This is a genomic window from Glaciimonas soli (assembly GCF_009497155.1).
GTDB lineage: Bacteria > Pseudomonadota > Gammaproteobacteria > Burkholderiales > Burkholderiaceae_D > Glaciimonas > Glaciimonas soli.
In genome coordinates, this window is record NZ_WINI01000001.1 from 1,095,664 (window position 1) to 1,113,091 (window position 17,428).

Here is a 17,428-nt window from a genome sequence, read left to right on the forward strand (position 1 = left end):
CGCGGGAATGACGAGGTCATTTTCAAAATTACGCACTGAACTTACCTAATTAGACACAACGCAGGCACAAAATATCGTGCTTACGCTACTCCAGTGTTGCAAAAACCCTCAGTTTGCTCACAAAAGCGCATCTCTGTCTGAGTACCAAGTATACTCACGCCTCTTATAAGGTAACAGCCAAGATTTTTTGAACCAGGGCTTATGTTACCTACCATTTTCTGCTTATATTAACGAATATTCATGATACGTTTCCAACAAGTCTCCCTGATGCGCGGCATCAAGCCGTTGCTCGACAAGGTCGATGTCACACTCAATCCTGGTGACAAAATCGGTCTGATCGGTGCCAATGGCGCTGGTAAATCCAGTTTATTTGGCATGCTGCGTGGTGAATTACATGCCGACTCAGGTGAAATTGACTTCCCTACAAAATGGCGCATGGCTTACGTTGCGCAAGAAACGCCTGCATTGGACCGGCCAGCGTTGGAATACGCAATTGATGGTGACGTTACCCTGCGTCGGCTGGAAGAGGAATTAGCCTTTCTCGAAAGCGAACCAGAGAGTGCTGCCAACGGCACGTTGATCGGCGAACTGTATAGCGCTCTGGCTGATGCCGATGCTTACACTGTCCGTTCACGCGGCGAGCAATTATTGACCGGCCTTGGATTTTCGATGGCGCAAATGTCGCAACCTGTTGCCAGTTTTTCTGGTGGTTGGCGTATGCGTTTGAATCTGGCTCAGGCACTGATGTGTCCGTCGGATTTGCTGCTGTTAGATGAACCGACCAACCATTTGGATTTGGATGCAATTATCTGGCTGGAAGATTGGCTGAAGCGTTATGCAGGCACCTTGATTATTATTTCGCATGATAGAGATTTTCTCGATGGTGTAACCAACGTTATCGTTCATATTGACGAGCGCAAACTGAAGCGTTATACCGGTAATTATTCGTCATTTGAACGGCAACGTGCCGCACAAATGATACTTGCGGCAAGCGCGCTTGAAAAACAAACGCGCCAACGTGCACATCTGGAATCTTTCATCAACCGCTTCAAAGCGCAAGCAAGTAAAGCGCGTCAGGCACAAAGCCGGATGAAAGCACTCGCCAAGATGGAAGAACTGGCGCCGTTACGTGCAGCGGCTGAATTTTCGTTTGAATTCCGTGAGCCATTAAGCGCACCAAATCCATTATTGGTGATGGAAGATGTCAACGCCGGCTATCGTACCGAGAGTGAAACTAGCCACGATGTCACTGAAAAAGTTATTATTTCCGGCATCAAATTTTCACTGCAAACCGGTCAACGAATTGGTCTGCTTGGTGTCAATGGTGCGGGTAAATCCACCTTCATCAAAACCATCGCCAGCGAACTTGCACCACTGTCTGGCGATGCGCAATTTGGTAAAGGTTTATCGATAGGTTATTTCGCCCAGCATCAGGTTGAAATGCTGCGTCACGACGAGTCGCCGTTGTGGCACATGATGAAAATCGCACCAACCACACGTGAGCAAGAGTTACGCAATTTCCTTGGTAGCTTCAATTTCAACGGCAATATGGCAAGCAGCTCGATTGCGCCATTTTCTGGCGGTGAAAAAGCGCGATTGGCATTGGCACTAATCGTTTGGCAACGCCCTAACCTGCTACTGCTCGATGAACCAACCAATCATCTGGATTTGGAAACCCGCGAAGCATTGACCATGGCACTGGCGCAATTTGAAGGTACGATGGTATTGGTCTCGCATGACAGGCATTTGCTACGGGCCACCACTGACCAATTTATCATCGTCGCCGATGGCAAAATGCAGCCGTTTGATGGTGATTTGGATGATTACAAAGACTGGTTGTTCAAAACTAAGTTGGCAGAGAAAAAAGATGCGACGAATACAGCGGCATCTTTACCCAAAACCGGTACGACAGCCAAAATCTCTAGCGCAGTGGCACCTGCGGCGTCAGCACCAATTGACAGTGTCGATCGTAAAGAGCAAAAACGTTTGGACGCCGATGCGCGCCAAAAGCTCGCCGCGCTGAAAAAGCCGATCGAAAATAAAATCAAACATCTGGATGAGAAAATCGCCAAGCGTGCAGCACAAAAGGCGACAGTCGATGCGCGTCTGGCCGAACCGGAAATTTACGATAAAGATAAAAAGAAAGAGTTAACGCAATTGTTAGCTGACCAGACTTTTTATACCAAGGAATTGACACAACTGGAGGCAGAATGGCTGGATCTGCAGGAAGCTCTGGAAAAGCTGGGGAATTAATTTCTCCTAAGTCTCTCAATATCATTGGCTGCGGCAAGGTCGGTCAGACCCTTGCGCAGCTATGGAGCGAATCAGGTACTTTCCAGTTACATGATATCTTGAATCGCTCGCTGGCCAGTGGTCAGCGTAGTGTCATCGCAATTGGAGACGGGCGTGCTGTCGCAGACTATGCCGAACTATATCCGGCCGATGTCTATCTGATTGGCACGGGCGATGATCAGATCAGCGCTTGTTGTGATGCTCTCGCTGCCAGTGGCAAGTTGAATAGCAATAGTATTGTTTTTCATTGCAGCGGTGCGCTTTCCTCTGATGCACTGTCAGCAGCAAAATTGCAAGGCGCCAGCGTCGCCAGTATTCACCCCATCCGCAGTTTTGCCAATCCGCAGCAGGTTGTCAGTAACTTTAGCAACACCTGGTGTGGCTGCGAAGGTGATACCGTTGCGCTCGCTTTCTTGATATCCGCTTTCGAGACTATCGGCGCGCGCTGCGTCGACATCGCGCGTGACAACAAAATCCTGTATCACGCTGCAGCGGTATTTGCCTCCAATTATGTGATCACTTTGATTGACGCCGCCCAACGCAGTTATATCGAAGCCGGAATTCCGGCGGACGTTGCCCTGCAATTGATCTCCCCGTTACTCACCGAAAGCGCTGAAAATGCCTTTCGCTCAGGTCCGGCAACCGCATTAACCGGACCGATTGCGCGGGGAGATAGCGCGACCGTGACACGGCAATATCAAGCATTGTTGCAATGGGAGCCCCAAACAGCGGCGTTATATCAACAATTTATTGAATTAACATCGCGTTTAGCTGAACAAAAACACAAGCTGCCCTCCTGAATGCGGAAAATTGCGTAGAATCGCCATTTAGTACCCGTACATCCTTTTTTCGCAAATTCGTCAATCTAACCAAGGATAAAAATGGCCTCCCACTCTCTATCAAAACTGTCCAAAATTGCTGCCGCAGTGCTGATCTCCAGCTTTGCCGTACACTCCTTCGCGGCCGACCTGCTCGATACAGTGAAGGCGCGTGGCACGTTGAAAGTCGCGATGGAAGGAACTTACCCTCCATTCAACTCAAAAGACCCGAAAAATGGTCAGTTGGTCGGCTTTGAAGTCGACGTTGCCAACCTGATCGCAAAAAAACTCGGCGTCAAAGCTGAATTCACCACCACCGAATGGAGCGGGATTCTGGCTGGCCTGGCTGCCAATAAATATGATGTGATCATGAATCAGGTTGGCATCACTGATGAGCGTAAAAAAGCCTTTGATTTTTCTATTCCCTACACACTTTCCAGTCCGCAGTTGATTGTCCGTAAAAATGAGACGCGCTCATTTAAGACTCTGGAAGATTTAAAAGGTCTCAAACTGGGTCTTGGTCAAGGCACCAACTTTGAGCAAAAAGCCAAAGCCGTACCTGGCATTGATGTCAAAACCTATCCAGGTGCGCCGGAATATCTGGCCGATTTAGCTAGCGGCAGAATTGACGCGGCCCTCAACGACCGTTTGCTGATTGCCTATTTGCTGAAGAATGCGAACCTGCCATTAAAACCGGGGGCACAAATAGTCGGTAGTGTCGATAAAATCGGCATCCCTTTTCAAAAAGGTAATCCAAAGTTTGAAGCTGCTTTAAATCAAGCCATAGATCAAATTATGAAAGATGGTAGTTTCAAGCAAGCGTCATGCAAATGGTTTGGCATTGACGTCAGCAAAGAACCAACAGTTGCATCGAGAGATGATCACTGCCCGGTAGCAGCGCATTAAGTAAGCTCAACTATCATTTAAAAAATGCCCTTATCATTCCCGCGGGCGCGGAAATCCATCTTGCGCAACGTGGATCCCCGCATTCGCGAGGATGACGGCAGCAGTTTTCAAATCGCTTGTTTGGAATTACTTAGTAAACCAGCGCAAAAAGTAAGCACTGACAAATATCCCCGTCGAGACAATGACCGCGGGGATATTTTTTAAACGAGGCATCATGGAATTACTGGATCTATTGCAACAAGCTGCGCCGACATTACTCAGAGGTGTGGAATACACTTTGGTCTTTGCCGTTGCATCCATGCTGGGCGGATTGCTAATCGGTTTTCCGTTAGCAGTGGCGCGGATTTTACCGTCACGCTGGTGCCAATGGCCAGCCACCATTTACGTCAGCCTGATGCGCGGCACACCGTTGCTGGTCCAGATTTTCGTCATTTATTATGGATTGCCCAGTATCGGCATCAATTTTTCACCTTTGACCGCAGGTATTTTGGCGTTGAGTCTGAATGCCAGCGCCTATCTTTCGGAAAGCTTGCGCGGTGCAATTGTCGGTGTCAGTAAAGGTCAATGGGCAGCCAGCTTCAGTCTGGGGCTCAATTATTGGCAAACGCTGCGACATGTCATCGCACCGCAGGCAATTCGTATCGCGGTGCCATCGATGAGCAATACGTTGATTAGCCTGATTAAAGATACTTCTTTGGTCTCGGTTATCACCGTGACAGAATTAATGTTAGCCACCAAAGAAGTGATCGCGATCACGTTCCGACCACTGCCGCTGTATCTGGCAGCGGCAGTCATTTACTGGATGCTCAGTCTTTGTTTTGAACGCTTGCAAAACCGCCTGGAAAAAAAATTAGGGCAAGCGCATCAGACCAATTAGAACTTCTCCATGTCAGAGCTGCCAGCTCGGATTATGATCTGGCACCGGTTCCCGATCGGGGATGGGGCCATGGCCTGGGCTTGGCGGCTCTCCCGGTGGCGGAGGTGGTTCTCTGTAAGTTACTAACGTGCGTGACATCCTCGCCTCCACAGTCAATACTGCAAATTATCGAACAACTCAGAGCAATCTGCGCTTATCCAACCAGGTTATCAATTTGTAGTTTGGCATAATTGATGCTGCTATCGACCGCAGTATCAAAATCTTCGTGAACAATATTGGTGTTGCTATGTTCCGATATCAGCACATCGCCTTTCATGATTTTATACGCATCATGCCAACGTCCATCGCGCCCGCCATTGACCGGAGCAACGGAAATGGTGTACCCACGATAGGCGATATCTTGATTCTGTTGTGAATCTTGTGACATAAAAAATACTCCTTATTTTTTGCCTGCTTGTTCAACTAGTTGCGCCATTGCCACTGTAGCGCCCGTATTTTGCTCTTGCAATCCGACTACGATACTCTCTTGATTTTGCGCTGGTTGATTCTGGCTGACCTTCCATTTCCCATGAATTTTCCTGATCACGATCTCGATGCCTATAATCGCGGTCATCATTTTGTCAATATACTCTCGCGGCGCATCGGCGATAGACCATGGCTCAGCAAGCGGCGCCTCATGTTGCGTTGTCAAATTTTTCAGCAATTCTCGCAACCAAACGACATCATCCACCACGCGCAATGGGCCGTATGCATGCACCGTCACGTAATCCCATGTTGGAACAACTTCGCCACGTTCTTGCTTGGTCTGGTACCACGATGGTGAAATATAGGTATCCGCGCCCTGAAATATAACCAGCGCCTCAACTTCAGACACCAAATCACGCCATACCGGATTGGCGCGCGCGACATGTCCTCGCAAAATCCCATATTCACTGGTTTCTTGCACCAAATACATAGGTATGTGATTGGCATTGAGCCCATGTGATGACATCGTTACCAGCGTCGCGAGCGGATGAGTGCGTACCAGCTCGTGTAAAACTTCTATATTAGCTTCTTCGAAATATTTTGGTATGTACATGGCTTAACGACTCGTAACAAATAATCTAAATATAATATACGACATCCTATAGAATAAGGTTCAAGGTCTTAGCGTTATTTATAAAAGCTCCATCTGTACTGTTGTTCCATAGTCATCACGAACATATCAGAAAGACAGCTCATGAACACGCCCCCGTCAACGCAAGCACTCCGCCCCTCTCACGTCCACTGGCGTATAGCCGATCTCGATTTTGCAAGTATTGATCTGGCAGTCGCACGATCAGATGAAATCTTATTTTATTTAGTAACAAGCGCATCTTTTGTCGAAAGCGGATCAGATCTGTATACACAAAATTTGATTGCCTATTACGGTGACGATCCCGAGATTACTGCCTGGCTCACCACTTATTGGGAAAAAGAAGAGCTACAGCACGGACTTGCGCTACGCACTTATATTGAGCAAGTATGGCCAGAATTTGACTGGCAAGCAGCGTATGACAGCTTCCTCGCGGAATATGCAGGTTACTGCAAAGTTGAATTACTCGAGCCTAGCCGAGCACTGGAAATGGTCGCTCGTTGCGTGGTTGAAACTGGCACCGCGACTTTTTATCGCGCCTTGGCGCGCAGCACGCAAGAACCGCTACTGCAACATCTCGCCACCCTGATCGCCAACGATGAGGTGAATCACTACAAACATTTCTTCCGCTATTTTCGGCGCCTGCGCCAACAAGAAGGACTCGGCCGTCGCCATATATTTAATACGCTGCGACGCCGGACTTTAGAAATGAAAAATGAAGACGCTGCGTGCGCCCTACGTCATACCTTCCACTTCCGCTCACTCAAAAACTTTGACGATGAAGCGACACGAGCCAGTCAATTGCGTGCAATAAGCGCGATGATGAACACCACCATCCGCAGCCACCTGCAGGCTGATATGACCATCAAAATGATGATACGCCCGCTCGACTTGCCGGTGATGCTGGAAACACTGGTACGTTACCCTGCTGAGCAAGTGATGAATCGACTTATCTTGCGGTAAACATTCTGGATGTTCACGTGTCCATCCCATCAATGATGCATTGAAATATCAATTGACTATCAAATGTGGAGACGAAAACTACAGCATTTACCGCTGTAGTTTTCGTGTAAATACGGCATAAAGTAAAAAAGCCCTTAATCAAACGATTAAGGGCTTTTTTTATTTGGAGCGGGAGAAGAGGCTCGAACTCTCGACCTATACCTTGGCAAGGTATCGCTCTACCAACTGAGCTACTCCCGCGTCAACTTGCACTTACTGTATTACTAAATAACCGATACAGGAGAAGACTCCCGAAACCCAATCCTATCTGGAGAGTGGCCTCGACGAAAGGTGAATCAACTCTTGTATCGGCTATGCTTTCGAACTAATTTCTTATTAAATCGCCAAAACAATTTATTAAGAGCTGCGTATTATACCCAACTAAAATAAATTTGCAAGGCTATTTTAAAAAATCTGGAGGCGGGGGTCGGGATCGAACCGGCGTCTACGGCTTTGCAGGCCGCTGCATAACCACTTTGCTACCCCGCCAAGGGTGCTATTGTAACGCTTTACAACTATCTGAATTCGCAACAATTTAGTTGCTTTTTACATCGCCAAAAATGCAAATTCTGATATTAAAAAGGGAAGCTTTTCAGCTTCCCTTTTTGAATTTGGAGCGGGAGAAGAGGCTCGAACTCTCGACCTATACCTTGGCAAGGTATCGCTCTACCAACTGAGCTACTCCCGCATTTCCTTTATGTTTCTGCTGCGTTGTTTTGCTGCATCAACTAAAGAGTCGCTATTATAGATGCTGCGAAAACTATGTCAAGCATTAACAAGAAATTTATGAAGGATCGCCTACTTTTTCTTTCATCAATGGCCAAGCTTTGCGCAAATAATAAAACATCGACCACACTGTCAGCACCGTTGCCAGCAACATCAATGCATGACCTAACCATTCCACATTAACACCAAGCACATCCCCGTTATACAACAACAGTGGAATCGCCGTCATTTGCGCTGCCGTTTTAATTTTCCCCAAAGAACTTACCGCGACCGATTTGGATGCACCTATCTGCGCCATCCATTCGCGCAAAGCACTGATCGTAATTTCGCGACCGATGATGATAAAAGCGATAATGGGGCTAACCCGATCCAGATTAACCAAGACCAGCAAGGCTCCCGCAACCATTAACTTATCTGCCACCGGATCCAAAAAAGCACCGAACGCTGAAGTCTGATTCCAACGACGTGCGAGAAACCCATCAAACCAATCCGTTGCCGCAGCAATGATAAAAACCAACGCAGAGGCTAAGCCAATATCAGTGCGCGAAAATCCAAAGTTAGGGAGATAGAAGACGCCGACGACCAATGGAATTAATGCGACGCGCAGCCAAGTCAGGAAGATGGGGATATTAAATGGCATAGATTAAATATGGTGGTTGCTCACGGTCGGAAACATAAACTGCCTATCATTATCTAAGAGTATGCCGCAGAAGTGTCAAAACAAACACAGACAATTTTTAACAGGCGTCTTTCAACAACAAAAAACGCGAGCAAGTCGCGGGCCTTCACTGTAAAGGCCCGCGATCCGCGCAATTATCTACGTCGTCCGATAATTATCTACTACCCGATAAGTGCGTGCATACAAGCCAAATGCCAATGCAGCCAAGCCTGCAAATACAGCAAAGAAGAACATTTGGAACGCCGTCACACTTATACCGGTCGATTGCACCCAAGTGATCAGCCCTTGATTGCGTACGCCAGCATTTGCCAGCAACACCCACAAGTTACCGACGGTAACTGCGAGCAACCAGAAACTCATCAAGGTACCCTTCATCTCTTTCGGTGCCTGGCTATAAGCGAATTCAAGACCGGTTGCAGAGACCAATACTTCGCCTAACGTCAACAAAGCATAAGGTAAAATTTGCCAGGCGATAGAAATGGCATTGCCACCATCAATGACCAACTGATAGAAACCAACCAGTATCCACGACAAAGCAGAGAACACAATCCCGGCAGTCATACGTCGCAATGCAGTTGGCTCAATGCCAAATTTGCGCATCAGGGGATAGATAACCAAGTTATTGAATGGGATTAACAGCAGCACAAACATCGGGTTAAGCGCCTGCATTTGTGCCGGCTGTAACCAGGATGGTGCGCTCATCTGCCCTGCCTGTATCACCCAGGTCGAGGCTTTTTGGTCAAATAAAGACCAGAACGGCGTAACCAATGCAAAAACAATCAACAACCGCAACACTACGCGAACACCGTCAATCGCCACATCAGGATGCTGACCGCGTGCGCGCTCAAGTTGCATCCACGTACCCATGCCGAAAAATGCCAACACCAGCACCAATGCGATACACAATACCGGCACGATACCCAATGTTGAAATCAGCGCAAACGATGCCACCGCAAGCACAGTGCCAGCCACCGCCATCCAATACCCAGGACGACCTTGTCCGGGCACAGTTGTCATTAATGCCGTACGCATAACGCGTGTAAAAGAATGAGGATCAACTACTTTAGTTGGCTCTACCATTACATACTTGTTACGCCCCATCCAAAAGACGATGGTCGAAATCAGCATCAATATCCCGGGAATACCGAAGGCCACCGAAGCGCCATAGCTTTTCAGGAAAATTGGCATCAACAAAGAAGCAAAGAACGACCCGACGTTAATAATCCAATAAAACATGTCGTAGACAATTTTCGACAGATGCTTGTTGGACTGATTAAACTGATCGCCGACAAAGGCCGAAACGCAAGGCTTAATCCCGCCCGATCCCAATGCAATCAAACCTAAGCCTACATAAAAACCGGTAACGTTATTTTCAAAAATAGCCAGACATGCGTGACCGACGCAATACAATAAACTCAGCCACAGCACAGTTTTATATTTGCCCAAATAACGATCTGCCAACCAACCACCGAATAGCGGGAAGAAATACACGCCGATTACAAAGGTATGAAAAATATCCTTGGCAGCACCTGGACGGGCCGATTCCGGTAAGTACATCAACAACGATGTAATCAAAAACGGGGTCAAGATGTTGCGCATTCCGTAAAAACTGAAACGCTCGCAACCTTCGTTGCCAATAATGAAGGGAATCTGTCGCGGCATCTTCCCACTAGATGCTGCCTGCTGTAGTTGACTCATATATAACTTATTATTTTCTGAAAGGACGCAATATACGAGAAGTCCGCTAATTTATCTAGCGCTGGACAAAACAGCAACAAACCGGCTGACATATGCGCGCCCATACAAACACGACTGTTTTAAGTAAGCTCAACTTATAGCGCATTAGTGATTTAGTCAGATTACCGTCTGCATTCATGCTAAATTCGAGGCTTAATATTCGTCCATCCCTGCTCATTATTTACCCCTACCCTCGCGCAATGACCACCTCAATCGACTTCATCACCGCTTGCATCAACGCTATCGGCAGCAACTATGTTCTCACCAGCGATACGGACAAAGCCACGTACCTTATCGATCAGCGCCAGCGCGTTACCGGACTTGCCATCGCTGTCGTCAAACCCGGCAATACGGAAGAAGTCGCAGCGATTATCAAATTATGTAATCAGTACAAAGTACCTGTCGTACCACAAGGAGGTAACACCGGATTAGTCTACGGCAGCGTGCCCGATGACAGCGGCAACGCCATTGTGCTGTCACTGACACGACTAAATCGCATACGTACGGTGGATCCAGTCAATCAGACCATGATCGTCGAAGCTGGGTGTATTTTGCAGAATGCGCAAGAAGCCGCGCAAGCAGTCAATCGTTTATTGCCCTTATCCTTGGCGGCCGAAGGCAGTTGCACCATCGGTGGCAATTTGGCGACCAACGCTGGCGGTACTGCGGTTCTGCGCTATGGCAATGCACGTGAATTATGTCTGGGGCTGGAAGTGGTGACAGCACAAGGAGAAATTGTGCACGGCCTGCGCGGCCTGCGTAAAGATAATACCGGCTACGATTTGCGTGATTTGTTTATTGGCGCAGAAGGTACACTTGGCGTGATCACGGCGGCGGTATTGAAAATATTCCCGCAACCAAAAGCGCAACTCACCGCAATGGCCGCGCTACAAACTCCGGATGCCGCTCTACGCCTGTTAACCTTGGCGCAAAATGCTTGCGGTCCAACATTGACCGGCTTTGAATTAATGTCGGATTTATGCTTGCAACTGGTGGCCAAACATATGCCCCATCTGGCTTTCCCGTTCGAGCAACATCATCCGCATTATGTTTTGTTAGAGTTATCCGATAGTGAATCGGAAGCCCATGCCAGTGCGATGTTGGAAGCCTTGTTAGAACAGGCATTGGAACAGGATATTTGTCAGGATGCAGTGTTAGCCAGCTCAACTGCACAGTCAAAAATGCTGTGGGAGCTGCGAGAATGTATTTCATCAGCCCAGGCGATGGAAGGCAAGAATATCAAGCATGATGTGTCGCTACCCATTTCCCAAATAGGCGAATTTATCAGCACCACCGATGCGTTATTACAGCAACATTTTCCAGGCTGTCGCAATGTCACCTTTGGTCATCTAGGTGATGGCAATTTACATTACAATATTTCGCCAAGAGTCGATCAATCGTCCGACGATCTACTCGCACAACAAGACCAAATCAATCGCGTGGTGCACGACAGCGTCACCAGATTCAACGGCTCCATCTCCGCCGAACATGGTATCGGCACACTTAAGCGCGAAGAACTATTGCGCTATAAATCGCCGATTGAAATCGCTTTGATGAAAAGTATTAAACAAGCATTGGATCCGCTAAATTTGATGAATCCGGGTAAGGTTATTTAAAGCGATTGGTACCTCTCTCTCGCCGGCTTGCGGGAGAGGCGGGATCGAATCACGTTACATCACATTAGATGTATAAATCGTGATTTCATTTGACAAAACATGTCTGAACGCGAAAGTCGCCATCCTCAAGTTGGGCGATTGTCCCCCCAAGGAATTCATTCAATCCCCAGTGACGACAACATCAGCTTTGATATTGGCCACCGGGATATTTCAATCAATCATCGACAATTAGGTAACCACCAGAGCGATCACCCGCAGCGGACTGCCCGATCCGCCTTTGATCTTTAACGGCGCGGCAAACACCAAGGCTCCCTGCGGCGGCAGCAGATCGAGATTGGTCAGGCATTGCAGTCCATAGCGACTGTTGCCATGCATGTGGTAATGACAAGGATATGGCGGATTAAAGGCATGGGCCTGGCCTGCATCGGTGCCGATCGCCTCTACACCAAACCCCAATACCTGTCGCTCCTCTATCATCCATTTCACTACCTCTGGATCTGGACCCGGCGTATGCATGCCGTCCTCGCGCATATTGAGATAGGCCTCAGGCGTGCCACGTTTCGACCAGTCGGTACGCATCAACACCCAAGAGCGCTCGGGGATTCGCCCGTGCTTGTCTTCCCATTTTTTCAGGAACGCTATCGTCAGCAAAAAGTCGTTATTCTCCGCACTTTCAGCGCTGCAATCGATCACGCACGCTTGCGCCAGAAAATCCGACACCGGCACAGTGTCAGTGGCATTTTCAGCTAGATCTTTGCCGGTCACCCAATGGACAGGTGCATCGAAATGCGTGCCGGTATGCTCGTTGCAGGAAAAATTATTCCAATACCAGGCTGGCCCACGCTCATCATAGCGTGACACTTCCTCTAACTGGAATGGCGCGCATTGGCCGAACTGCGGCGGAAGTTGCAGCACAGGAGTCTGCGGACTGAGTGTCTGCGTCAAATCAATGATTTTGAGTGCACCGCTAGCAAGAGCATTAATTACTGGTAACAAGGGTGAAGTATTCATTTAATTCCTTTTAATCGGGACGGGCTTGGTTTGGACGGCTCCGGTCAGGCTCAGCCGCACTTATTATCACTCGCTTGCTGCATTTAATTACATTTAAACTACATAGGCATACATACACTGCCTTCTTCCAAATATTTCCCAACTCTCAATTGCTGCGCGACCATGGCGACCCGTTGTCCTAAATTGAAGGCCGTATCGCGATCACTTTGCGGCGGCGTAAACTCCGCGCTCTGATCGACATTCGACTGCGCCATCACTCCCAAAAAACTGCCGAGCCGATTGAGGTCATCGATACTGCCCTGCGTCGAATTGTTGCCAGCCCGAAGTCCAAGACTTACCCACAACATGCCGTGCTGAGCCGCAAATACGGTCAGTTGTACCAAGGTGTTGAGCTTGTCGCCGCTCTGACTGGCAGAATTGGTAAAACCGGCAGCCACCTTATCGCGCCACTGACCGCGTGCTAGCCGACTCTCTTCCATGAAGGCTTTAAACTTGGCAGAAACGCTCCCCATGTAAGTCGGCGAACCGAACACAAGACCGTCGAATTGCGCCAACTCGTCAAGTCGTAGAATCGCTGAGTCGGCATCGAACAACGCTGCCTTGGCGCCGGTGGCCTCGATCCCGCTTACCACCGCGTGTGCCAAAGCGGCTGTATGACCCTGACCGCTATGAAAGATTACGGCGATGCTGGTATCACTCGTGTCCGGCGCCCTCATGCTAGTACCGTCCCGACAGCAAAGTACCTGCATCAGGCACGGAGGTTTGCAAGCCGAGCTTGGTCAGCATCTGCCAGGTAGTACAAACCGCTGCCGATACCACGGGCAGACCAGCTGCCGCTTCAACCACAGGTACTGCCGCCAACGACGGCATCTGTACACAGGCCGATAGCACCAGCGCATCAATGCCCTTCAGCGATACATTTTTGTAGATGTCTAACAGCGCCATCGGATCGCGCGCACCAACTTCAAGGTTATCGGGAATTTCGAGCGCGCAATAATCGTGTACTTGAATATCCTCACTTTCAATGTAGTCAACCACCAGCTTGGTAAGTGGTTTCATGTACGGGCAAATGATCGATACTTTTTTTGCCCCTATCGCCTTGAGTCCTTCAATCAGTGCGCCGGCACTGCTGACTACCGGCGCAGCACCGCCGTTTTGCACCGTACGTTGATGCAGCCGCTGCTCTGATTGACGGTGATAGCCCGTACCCATGCTCATGATGGCAACCAGACAGGCGTACCCCATCACGTCCACACGTGCATCGGAGAGTTCATCGGCACAACGGTCGGAATCGCGATCCATCGCCTCCAACTCTTCCTTAGTAACCTTCTTCATGCGCATGCGACTGGAATGGAACGTAAAACGCTCCGGCAGTATGAGTTCACGTGCCCGCAGCATCGCCGGGATTTCCGTTTCCATTGTGGTGTTCGAACTCGGCACAATTTGGCCGATGCGAAAGCGCTTAGCAGTTTGTTGGTTCATGTCGACTCCCATCTCAGACCGCCACAACCGGGTTGCGCAGTGTGCCAATCGACTCAACGCCCAGCTCGATCACGTCGCCCGGCCACATCCATTCTTGCGGATCCATGCCAGCCCCGACACCCGATGGTGTGCCGGTCGCGATAATGTCGCCCGGTTCCAGCGTGATAGCCGAACTGATATCGGCGATCAGCGCGGGAATTTTGAACAACATATGACGAGTGTTGGAGTTTTGCTTGATCTTGCCGTTGACCTTCAGCCACAGATCCAGATTGTGGGGGTCTGCAATTTCGTCGGCGGTCACGATGTATGGACCCATAGGAGCAAAGGTATCCTGCCCCTTGGAAAAGATCCATTGACCAGCACGGCGACAGTCGCGCGCGCTGATATCGTTGAGTACGGTGTAGCCAAATACCTTGCTCATCGCCTCGCCTTCACCGACGCGGCGACAGGTAGCACCGATAATCACAGCAAGCTCGACTTCCCAGTCCAGTTGCTGCGTGATCATGGCGTTGTGTTCAATGGCGTCACCGGGACCGATCACGGTAGTCGGCGGCTTGGAGAACACGACTGGTTGCTTTGGTAGCTCCTTGGATGTGTCCAGTGTGCGTGCCGACTCTGCGACGTGTTCGACGTAGTTCAGGCCAATGCCAAAAATATTTTTGCGCGGCTTCGGGATCGGTGCCAGCAATCGTACGTTAGCTACCGGTGTAGCAACATTTAATGGCCAGTTACCCTCGAACTTGCTCAATAGCTCGCGTGTGCGCTGAACCGATACCGGCGCCGCATCGATGAAGTCGAGCATATTGTCTGGCAGTGTCAGGCCAGCGGCAGCGCCAAGGAGTTCAAGGTCGACGGCAAAATTATCGACAAGCGCGCCTAAACGCGTGTGCAGTGTACGGGTCTGAAAGGTAATGAGTTTCATATTGGTCTCTGTTAACTTGGATTGATATCTCGGCCGGTGAAACGGCGCGGTTTGCGCCGCTCTTTGAGCCGTCTACTACGCAGTAACGGTCTGGTAACCGCCGTTGTCCGTCCACGCTTCTTCGCGATAAAGGCCGAGGGCGCGCATGACGGGTAAGTCGTTGAAGGAAAAAAGACAGGCATCGTCGCTGGTTGAGGAATTAGCGTGTTCATGCACTTCCCAGGACGGCACGCAGAAAATATCCTTTTCCTGCCAGTCGAAGCGCTTGCCGCCGATCACCGAATAACCGCTACCCTTGGCCACCTGATACATCACGCTTCCGGTATGGCGATGCGCCTGCGTATGTTCGCCGGGGCGCAGCATTTGCATGCTGGCACCTATGGTCTGCATTACCGGCCCACCAGTGAGCGGATTGACAAATTGCTGGATGATCCCATCCCACGGCGAACCATCGCTGACCTTTGCGTAGTTCTGCAGTGCTTCGTAGGTCGCGTCCCACTGATACTTGAATAGCGGTGAATATCCCTTGTCCCATTTGAAATTCACCGGCAGCAAACCCGGGCCGCCAAAGGTCTTCGTCGAATCATCCACCGGGAAAGTAGTCTTTTGGCCCAGATCAGGATGCACCGCGTAGAAGTTCGCTTCCAGCGCATTGACCAGCGGAATGTCGAGCCCATCCTGCCACACGCACCAATCTCCCGATGACTCCACCCCATGCTGGTGCCAGGTACCATTCGGCGTGAGTACGAAGTCTCGCGCATTGAGCATCATCTTGTGGCCGTCGACCACCGTGTAAGCGCCCGAACCTTCCATGATGAAGCGTAGCGCTGAGGCCGAATGGCAATGTGCGCTGGCTTCTTCGCCGGGACGCATCACCTGTAGTCCTGAATATAACCAGCCGACGCTGGCACTGACATCCTTGCGCATCGGATTGGTCAACATCACCACGCGACGGCCAGCCTGTTCGGGCGTCACCAGATCGACCGAACGCAACACCAGTTCGCGCAAGTCGCGATAGCGCCACATCGTCGGCACCGAAGTCGACTTCGGAAACCACGGCTCAATCTTGTTGGCAACGGTCCACAAAGCGCCAGCTTCGTGCTGCTCCAATTGCCGGTAATATGCTTCGAGCTCCGGTGTGTCTTCGACGTTAGCCCGTCCAATTATGTTTTCGCGCATGAAATACTCCTTAGTGAGCGGCTCCGGCATTCGCCGTGCAGCCGTCGTGTTCACAGGTTTGGTTCAGTTCGGGGTTATCCGCGGCGACGTCCGGCGCAGCGCCGTACAGTGTTACCGGCCGTTGCGGTGCTGTATTGACTTTCAGTTCAAAGATGTCGAAGCGGTTGTAGTGGCCAACGATGTCGTGCATCTGCTTGGGCTGGATGCAGCGCGCCAGATCAATCTCTGCGTAGACGATGCCCTCCTCATCAATCAGCGGCTTGCCGACTACCCGGCCATCGGGACCAATAATGGCGGAAAATGCACTGTTCTTTCGTTCCAGTAATGGCCGTGAACCAGGCTTGGCCTCTTCCATCGCACGGATAATCTCTTCCGATACGGTCGAACACGACACCACCGTGAATACCTTCCCTTCAAAACAATGCGCCATTGCGCGCACCTTGATGGCTTCGGCCATATCGTAGTCAGGTGGAGCTACCGGCAATGAGATGTAATTCGCCACATGGACTAATTCACCTTGTGCCAGCAAGGTGTAGCGCGCAAGTGTGTTGGTATTTTCGCCGCAAGCCAGCGCACCCAGAGGACCGATGTCGGTCTGATGCACCTGCAACCCGCTGCCGTCGCCCGGCGCCCACGACAATTTTTCCGCCCAGGTCGGTACCAGCTTGCGATGGCGGCCAATCAAGCGGCCATCGGAGTTGATGGTCAGTACAGTATTGTAGATAGAGCCGAGGCTGTGCGCAGCACGCTCGTTAACGCCGATGACAACATTAATGTGGGCCTGTCGCGCCGCATTGCAGAGCGCTTCAACCTCTGGCCCAGGTACCAGAATGGCACTGCGATACAGTCGCTCGAACCATGCACTACCTTCCAGCGGCGTCATGATCCAGTTCCAGTAGGGATAACCGGCCACAAACACTTCGGGAAACGCGACCAGCCGTGCACCCGCACGGGCTGCTTCATGGATCAATCCAATTGCTTTGTCGACGGTCGCGGCCGTATTGAGAAACACTGGCGACGTCTGTACTGCCGCGGCGATGAACTTAGGTAACTCGATCATAATAATT

Annotated in this window: 16 protein-coding genes and 3 tRNA genes; 6 read left to right on the forward strand and 13 right to left on the reverse strand. The window is 50.1% G+C overall.

Annotation, left to right across the window (positions count from 1 at the left end; all coding sequences use genetic code 11):
- The first annotated feature begins 267 nt into the window (after nt 1-267).
- From GEV47_RS05020 to GEV47_RS05035, 4 genes are all read left to right on the forward strand, one after another.
- The gene (locus GEV47_RS05020; protein ID WP_153233797.1) at nt 268-2,253 is read left to right on the forward strand and encodes an ATP-binding cassette domain-containing protein; all 1,986 of its coding nucleotides are present in this window, start codon (nt 268-270) and stop codon (nt 2,251-2,253) included.
- Complete coding sequence (locus GEV47_RS05025; RefSeq protein WP_153233571.1) at nt 2,211-3,092, forward strand: Rossmann-like and DUF2520 domain-containing protein; 882 nt, start codon at nt 2,211-2,213, stop codon at nt 3,090-3,092. Before GEV47_RS05020 ends, GEV47_RS05025 begins: the two co-directional genes overlap by 43 nt.
- 81 nt (nt 3,093-3,173) lie before the next feature.
- Nucleotides 3,174-4,016 carry a cystine ABC transporter substrate-binding protein gene (locus tag GEV47_RS05030; RefSeq protein WP_153233572.1) on the forward strand — a complete coding sequence of 281 codons (843 nt, stop codon included), beginning with the start codon at nt 3,174-3,176 and terminating at the stop codon, nt 4,014-4,016.
- A gap of 214 nt (nt 4,017-4,230) precedes the next feature.
- Complete coding sequence (locus GEV47_RS05035; protein WP_153233573.1) at nt 4,231-4,893, forward strand: amino acid ABC transporter permease; 663 nt, start codon at nt 4,231-4,233, stop codon at nt 4,891-4,893.
- A 193-nt stretch (nt 4,894-5,086) separates the two neighbouring features.
- Here GEV47_RS05035 and GEV47_RS05040 read toward each other — a convergent pair whose 3' ends face one another.
- Nucleotides 5,087-5,320 (reverse strand): hypothetical protein, encoded by a 234-nt coding sequence (locus GEV47_RS05040; protein ID WP_153233574.1) that lies wholly within the window; start codon nt 5,318-5,320, stop codon nt 5,087-5,089.
- A 12-nt stretch (nt 5,321-5,332) separates the two neighbouring features.
- Nucleotides 5,333-5,971 carry an FMN-binding negative transcriptional regulator gene (locus tag GEV47_RS05045; RefSeq protein WP_153233575.1) on the reverse strand — a complete coding sequence of 213 codons (639 nt, stop codon included), beginning with the start codon at nt 5,969-5,971 and terminating at the stop codon, nt 5,333-5,335.
- Nucleotides 5,972-6,112: 141 nt separating this feature from the next.
- Between GEV47_RS05045 and GEV47_RS05050 the strand changes: the two genes are divergently transcribed.
- Nucleotides 6,113-6,970 carry a ferritin-like domain-containing protein gene (locus tag GEV47_RS05050; protein ID WP_153233576.1) on the forward strand — a complete coding sequence of 286 codons (858 nt, stop codon included), beginning with the start codon at nt 6,113-6,115 and terminating at the stop codon, nt 6,968-6,970.
- A 164-nt stretch (nt 6,971-7,134) separates the two neighbouring features.
- Here the strand turns inward: GEV47_RS05050 and GEV47_RS05055 are convergent.
- The 5 genes from GEV47_RS05055 to GEV47_RS05075 form a co-directional block, all read right to left on the reverse strand.
- Nucleotides 7,135-7,210 (reverse strand) — tRNA-Gly (locus tag GEV47_RS05055).
- Nucleotides 7,211-7,424: 214 nt separating this feature from the next.
- Nucleotides 7,425-7,498, reverse strand: a tRNA-Cys gene (locus tag GEV47_RS05060).
- A gap of 123 nt (nt 7,499-7,621) precedes the next feature.
- Nucleotides 7,622-7,697: transfer RNA gene (locus GEV47_RS05065), tRNA-Gly, on the reverse strand.
- Between the two features lie 96 nt (nt 7,698-7,793).
- Nucleotides 7,794-8,375 (reverse strand): CDP-diacylglycerol--glycerol-3-phosphate 3-phosphatidyltransferase, encoded by a 582-nt coding sequence (pgsA, locus tag GEV47_RS05070; protein WP_153233577.1) that lies wholly within the window; start codon nt 8,373-8,375, stop codon nt 7,794-7,796.
- 177 nt (nt 8,376-8,552) lie between these two features.
- The gene (locus GEV47_RS05075) at nt 8,553-10,112 is read right to left on the reverse strand and encodes a POT-type proton-dependent oligopeptide transporter (RefSeq protein ID WP_153233578.1); all 1,560 of its coding nucleotides are present in this window, start codon (nt 10,110-10,112) and stop codon (nt 8,553-8,555) included.
- A 239-nt stretch (nt 10,113-10,351) separates the two neighbouring features.
- Between GEV47_RS05075 and GEV47_RS05080 the strand changes: the two genes are divergently transcribed.
- Nucleotides 10,352-11,767 carry an FAD-binding oxidoreductase gene (locus tag GEV47_RS05080; RefSeq protein ID WP_153233579.1) on the forward strand — a complete coding sequence of 472 codons (1,416 nt, stop codon included), beginning with the start codon at nt 10,352-10,354 and terminating at the stop codon, nt 11,765-11,767.
- A gap of 228 nt (nt 11,768-11,995) precedes the next feature.
- On the opposite strand, the gene GEV47_RS05085 is transcribed toward GEV47_RS05080, so the two are convergent.
- The 6 genes from GEV47_RS05085 to GEV47_RS05110 all read right to left on the reverse strand — a co-directional run bounded on the left by GEV47_RS05085 (nt 11,996) and on the right by GEV47_RS05110 (nt 17,421).
- Nucleotides 11,996-12,778, reverse strand: a complete 783-nt coding sequence (locus GEV47_RS05085) for a cyclase family protein (protein WP_153233580.1) — start codon at nt 12,776-12,778, stop codon at nt 11,996-11,998.
- A gap of 98 nt (nt 12,779-12,876) precedes the next feature.
- On the reverse strand, nt 12,877-13,494 hold the full coding sequence (locus GEV47_RS05090) for a flavodoxin family protein (RefSeq protein WP_153233581.1): 618 nt from the start codon (nt 13,492-13,494) through the stop codon (nt 12,877-12,879).
- 1 nt (nt 13,495) lies between these two features.
- The gene (locus GEV47_RS05095) at nt 13,496-14,260 is read right to left on the reverse strand and encodes a maleate cis-trans isomerase family protein (RefSeq protein ID WP_322741544.1); all 765 of its coding nucleotides are present in this window, start codon (nt 14,258-14,260) and stop codon (nt 13,496-13,498) included.
- A 13-nt stretch (nt 14,261-14,273) separates the two neighbouring features.
- Nucleotides 14,274-15,182 (reverse strand): fumarylacetoacetate hydrolase family protein, encoded by a 909-nt coding sequence (locus GEV47_RS05100; protein WP_153233582.1) that lies wholly within the window; start codon nt 15,180-15,182, stop codon nt 14,274-14,276.
- Nucleotides 15,183-15,257: 75 nt separating this feature from the next.
- On the reverse strand, nt 15,258-16,361 hold the full coding sequence (locus GEV47_RS05105) for a cupin domain-containing protein (RefSeq protein ID WP_153233583.1): 1,104 nt from the start codon (nt 16,359-16,361) through the stop codon (nt 15,258-15,260).
- 10 nt (nt 16,362-16,371) lie between these two features.
- Nucleotides 16,372-17,421: a carbon-nitrogen hydrolase family protein gene (locus GEV47_RS05110; RefSeq protein WP_153233584.1), complete on the reverse strand. Its 1,050-nt coding sequence runs from the start codon at nt 17,419-17,421 to the stop codon at nt 16,372-16,374.
- Between the last annotated feature and the right edge of the window lie 7 nt (nt 17,422-17,428).

Bases quoted from the DNA above. Each gene is read 5' to 3' on its own strand.
- GEV47_RS05085 (WP_153233580.1), bottom strand. From the start codon at position 12,778: ATGAATACTTCACCCTTGTTACCAGTAATTAATGCTCTTGCTAGCGGT.
- pgsA (WP_153233577.1), bottom strand. From the start codon at position 8,375: ATGCCATTTAATATCCCCATCTTCCTGACTTGGCTGCGCGTCGCATTA.
- GEV47_RS05030 (WP_153233572.1), top strand. From the start codon at position 3,174: ATGGCCTCCCACTCTCTATCAAAACTGTCCAAAATTGCTGCCGCAGTG.
- GEV47_RS05020 (WP_153233797.1), top strand. From the start codon at position 268: ATGCGCGGCATCAAGCCGTTGCTCGACAAGGTCGATGTCACACTCAAT.
- GEV47_RS05035 (WP_153233573.1), top strand. From the start codon at position 4,231: ATGGAATTACTGGATCTATTGCAACAAGCTGCGCCGACATTACTCAGA.
- GEV47_RS05025 (WP_153233571.1), top strand. From the start codon at position 2,211: ATGGCTGGATCTGCAGGAAGCTCTGGAAAAGCTGGGGAATTAATTTCT.
- GEV47_RS05105 (WP_153233583.1), bottom strand. From the start codon at position 16,361: ATGCGCGAAAACATAATTGGACGGGCTAACGTCGAAGACACACCGGAG.
- GEV47_RS05080 (WP_153233579.1), top strand. From the start codon at position 10,352: ATGACCACCTCAATCGACTTCATCACCGCTTGCATCAACGCTATCGGC.
- GEV47_RS05090 (WP_153233581.1), bottom strand. From the start codon at position 13,494: ATGAGGGCGCCGGACACGAGTGATACCAGCATCGCCGTAATCTTTCAT.
- GEV47_RS05110 (WP_153233584.1), bottom strand. From the start codon at position 17,421: ATGATCGAGTTACCTAAGTTCATCGCCGCGGCAGTACAGACGTCGCCA.
- GEV47_RS05045 (WP_153233575.1), bottom strand. From the start codon at position 5,971: ATGTACATACCAAAATATTTCGAAGAAGCTAATATAGAAGTTTTACAC.
- GEV47_RS05050 (WP_153233576.1), top strand. From the start codon at position 6,113: ATGAACACGCCCCCGTCAACGCAAGCACTCCGCCCCTCTCACGTCCAC.
- GEV47_RS05040 (WP_153233574.1), bottom strand. From the start codon at position 5,320: ATGTCACAAGATTCACAACAGAATCAAGATATCGCCTATCGTGGGTAC.
- GEV47_RS05075 (WP_153233578.1), bottom strand. From the start codon at position 10,112: ATGAGTCAACTACAGCAGGCAGCATCTAGTGGGAAGATGCCGCGACAG.
- GEV47_RS05095 (WP_322741544.1), bottom strand. From the start codon at position 14,260: ATGAACCAACAAACTGCTAAGCGCTTTCGCATCGGCCAAATTGTGCCG.
- GEV47_RS05100 (WP_153233582.1), bottom strand. From the start codon at position 15,182: ATGAAACTCATTACCTTTCAGACCCGTACACTGCACACGCGTTTAGGC.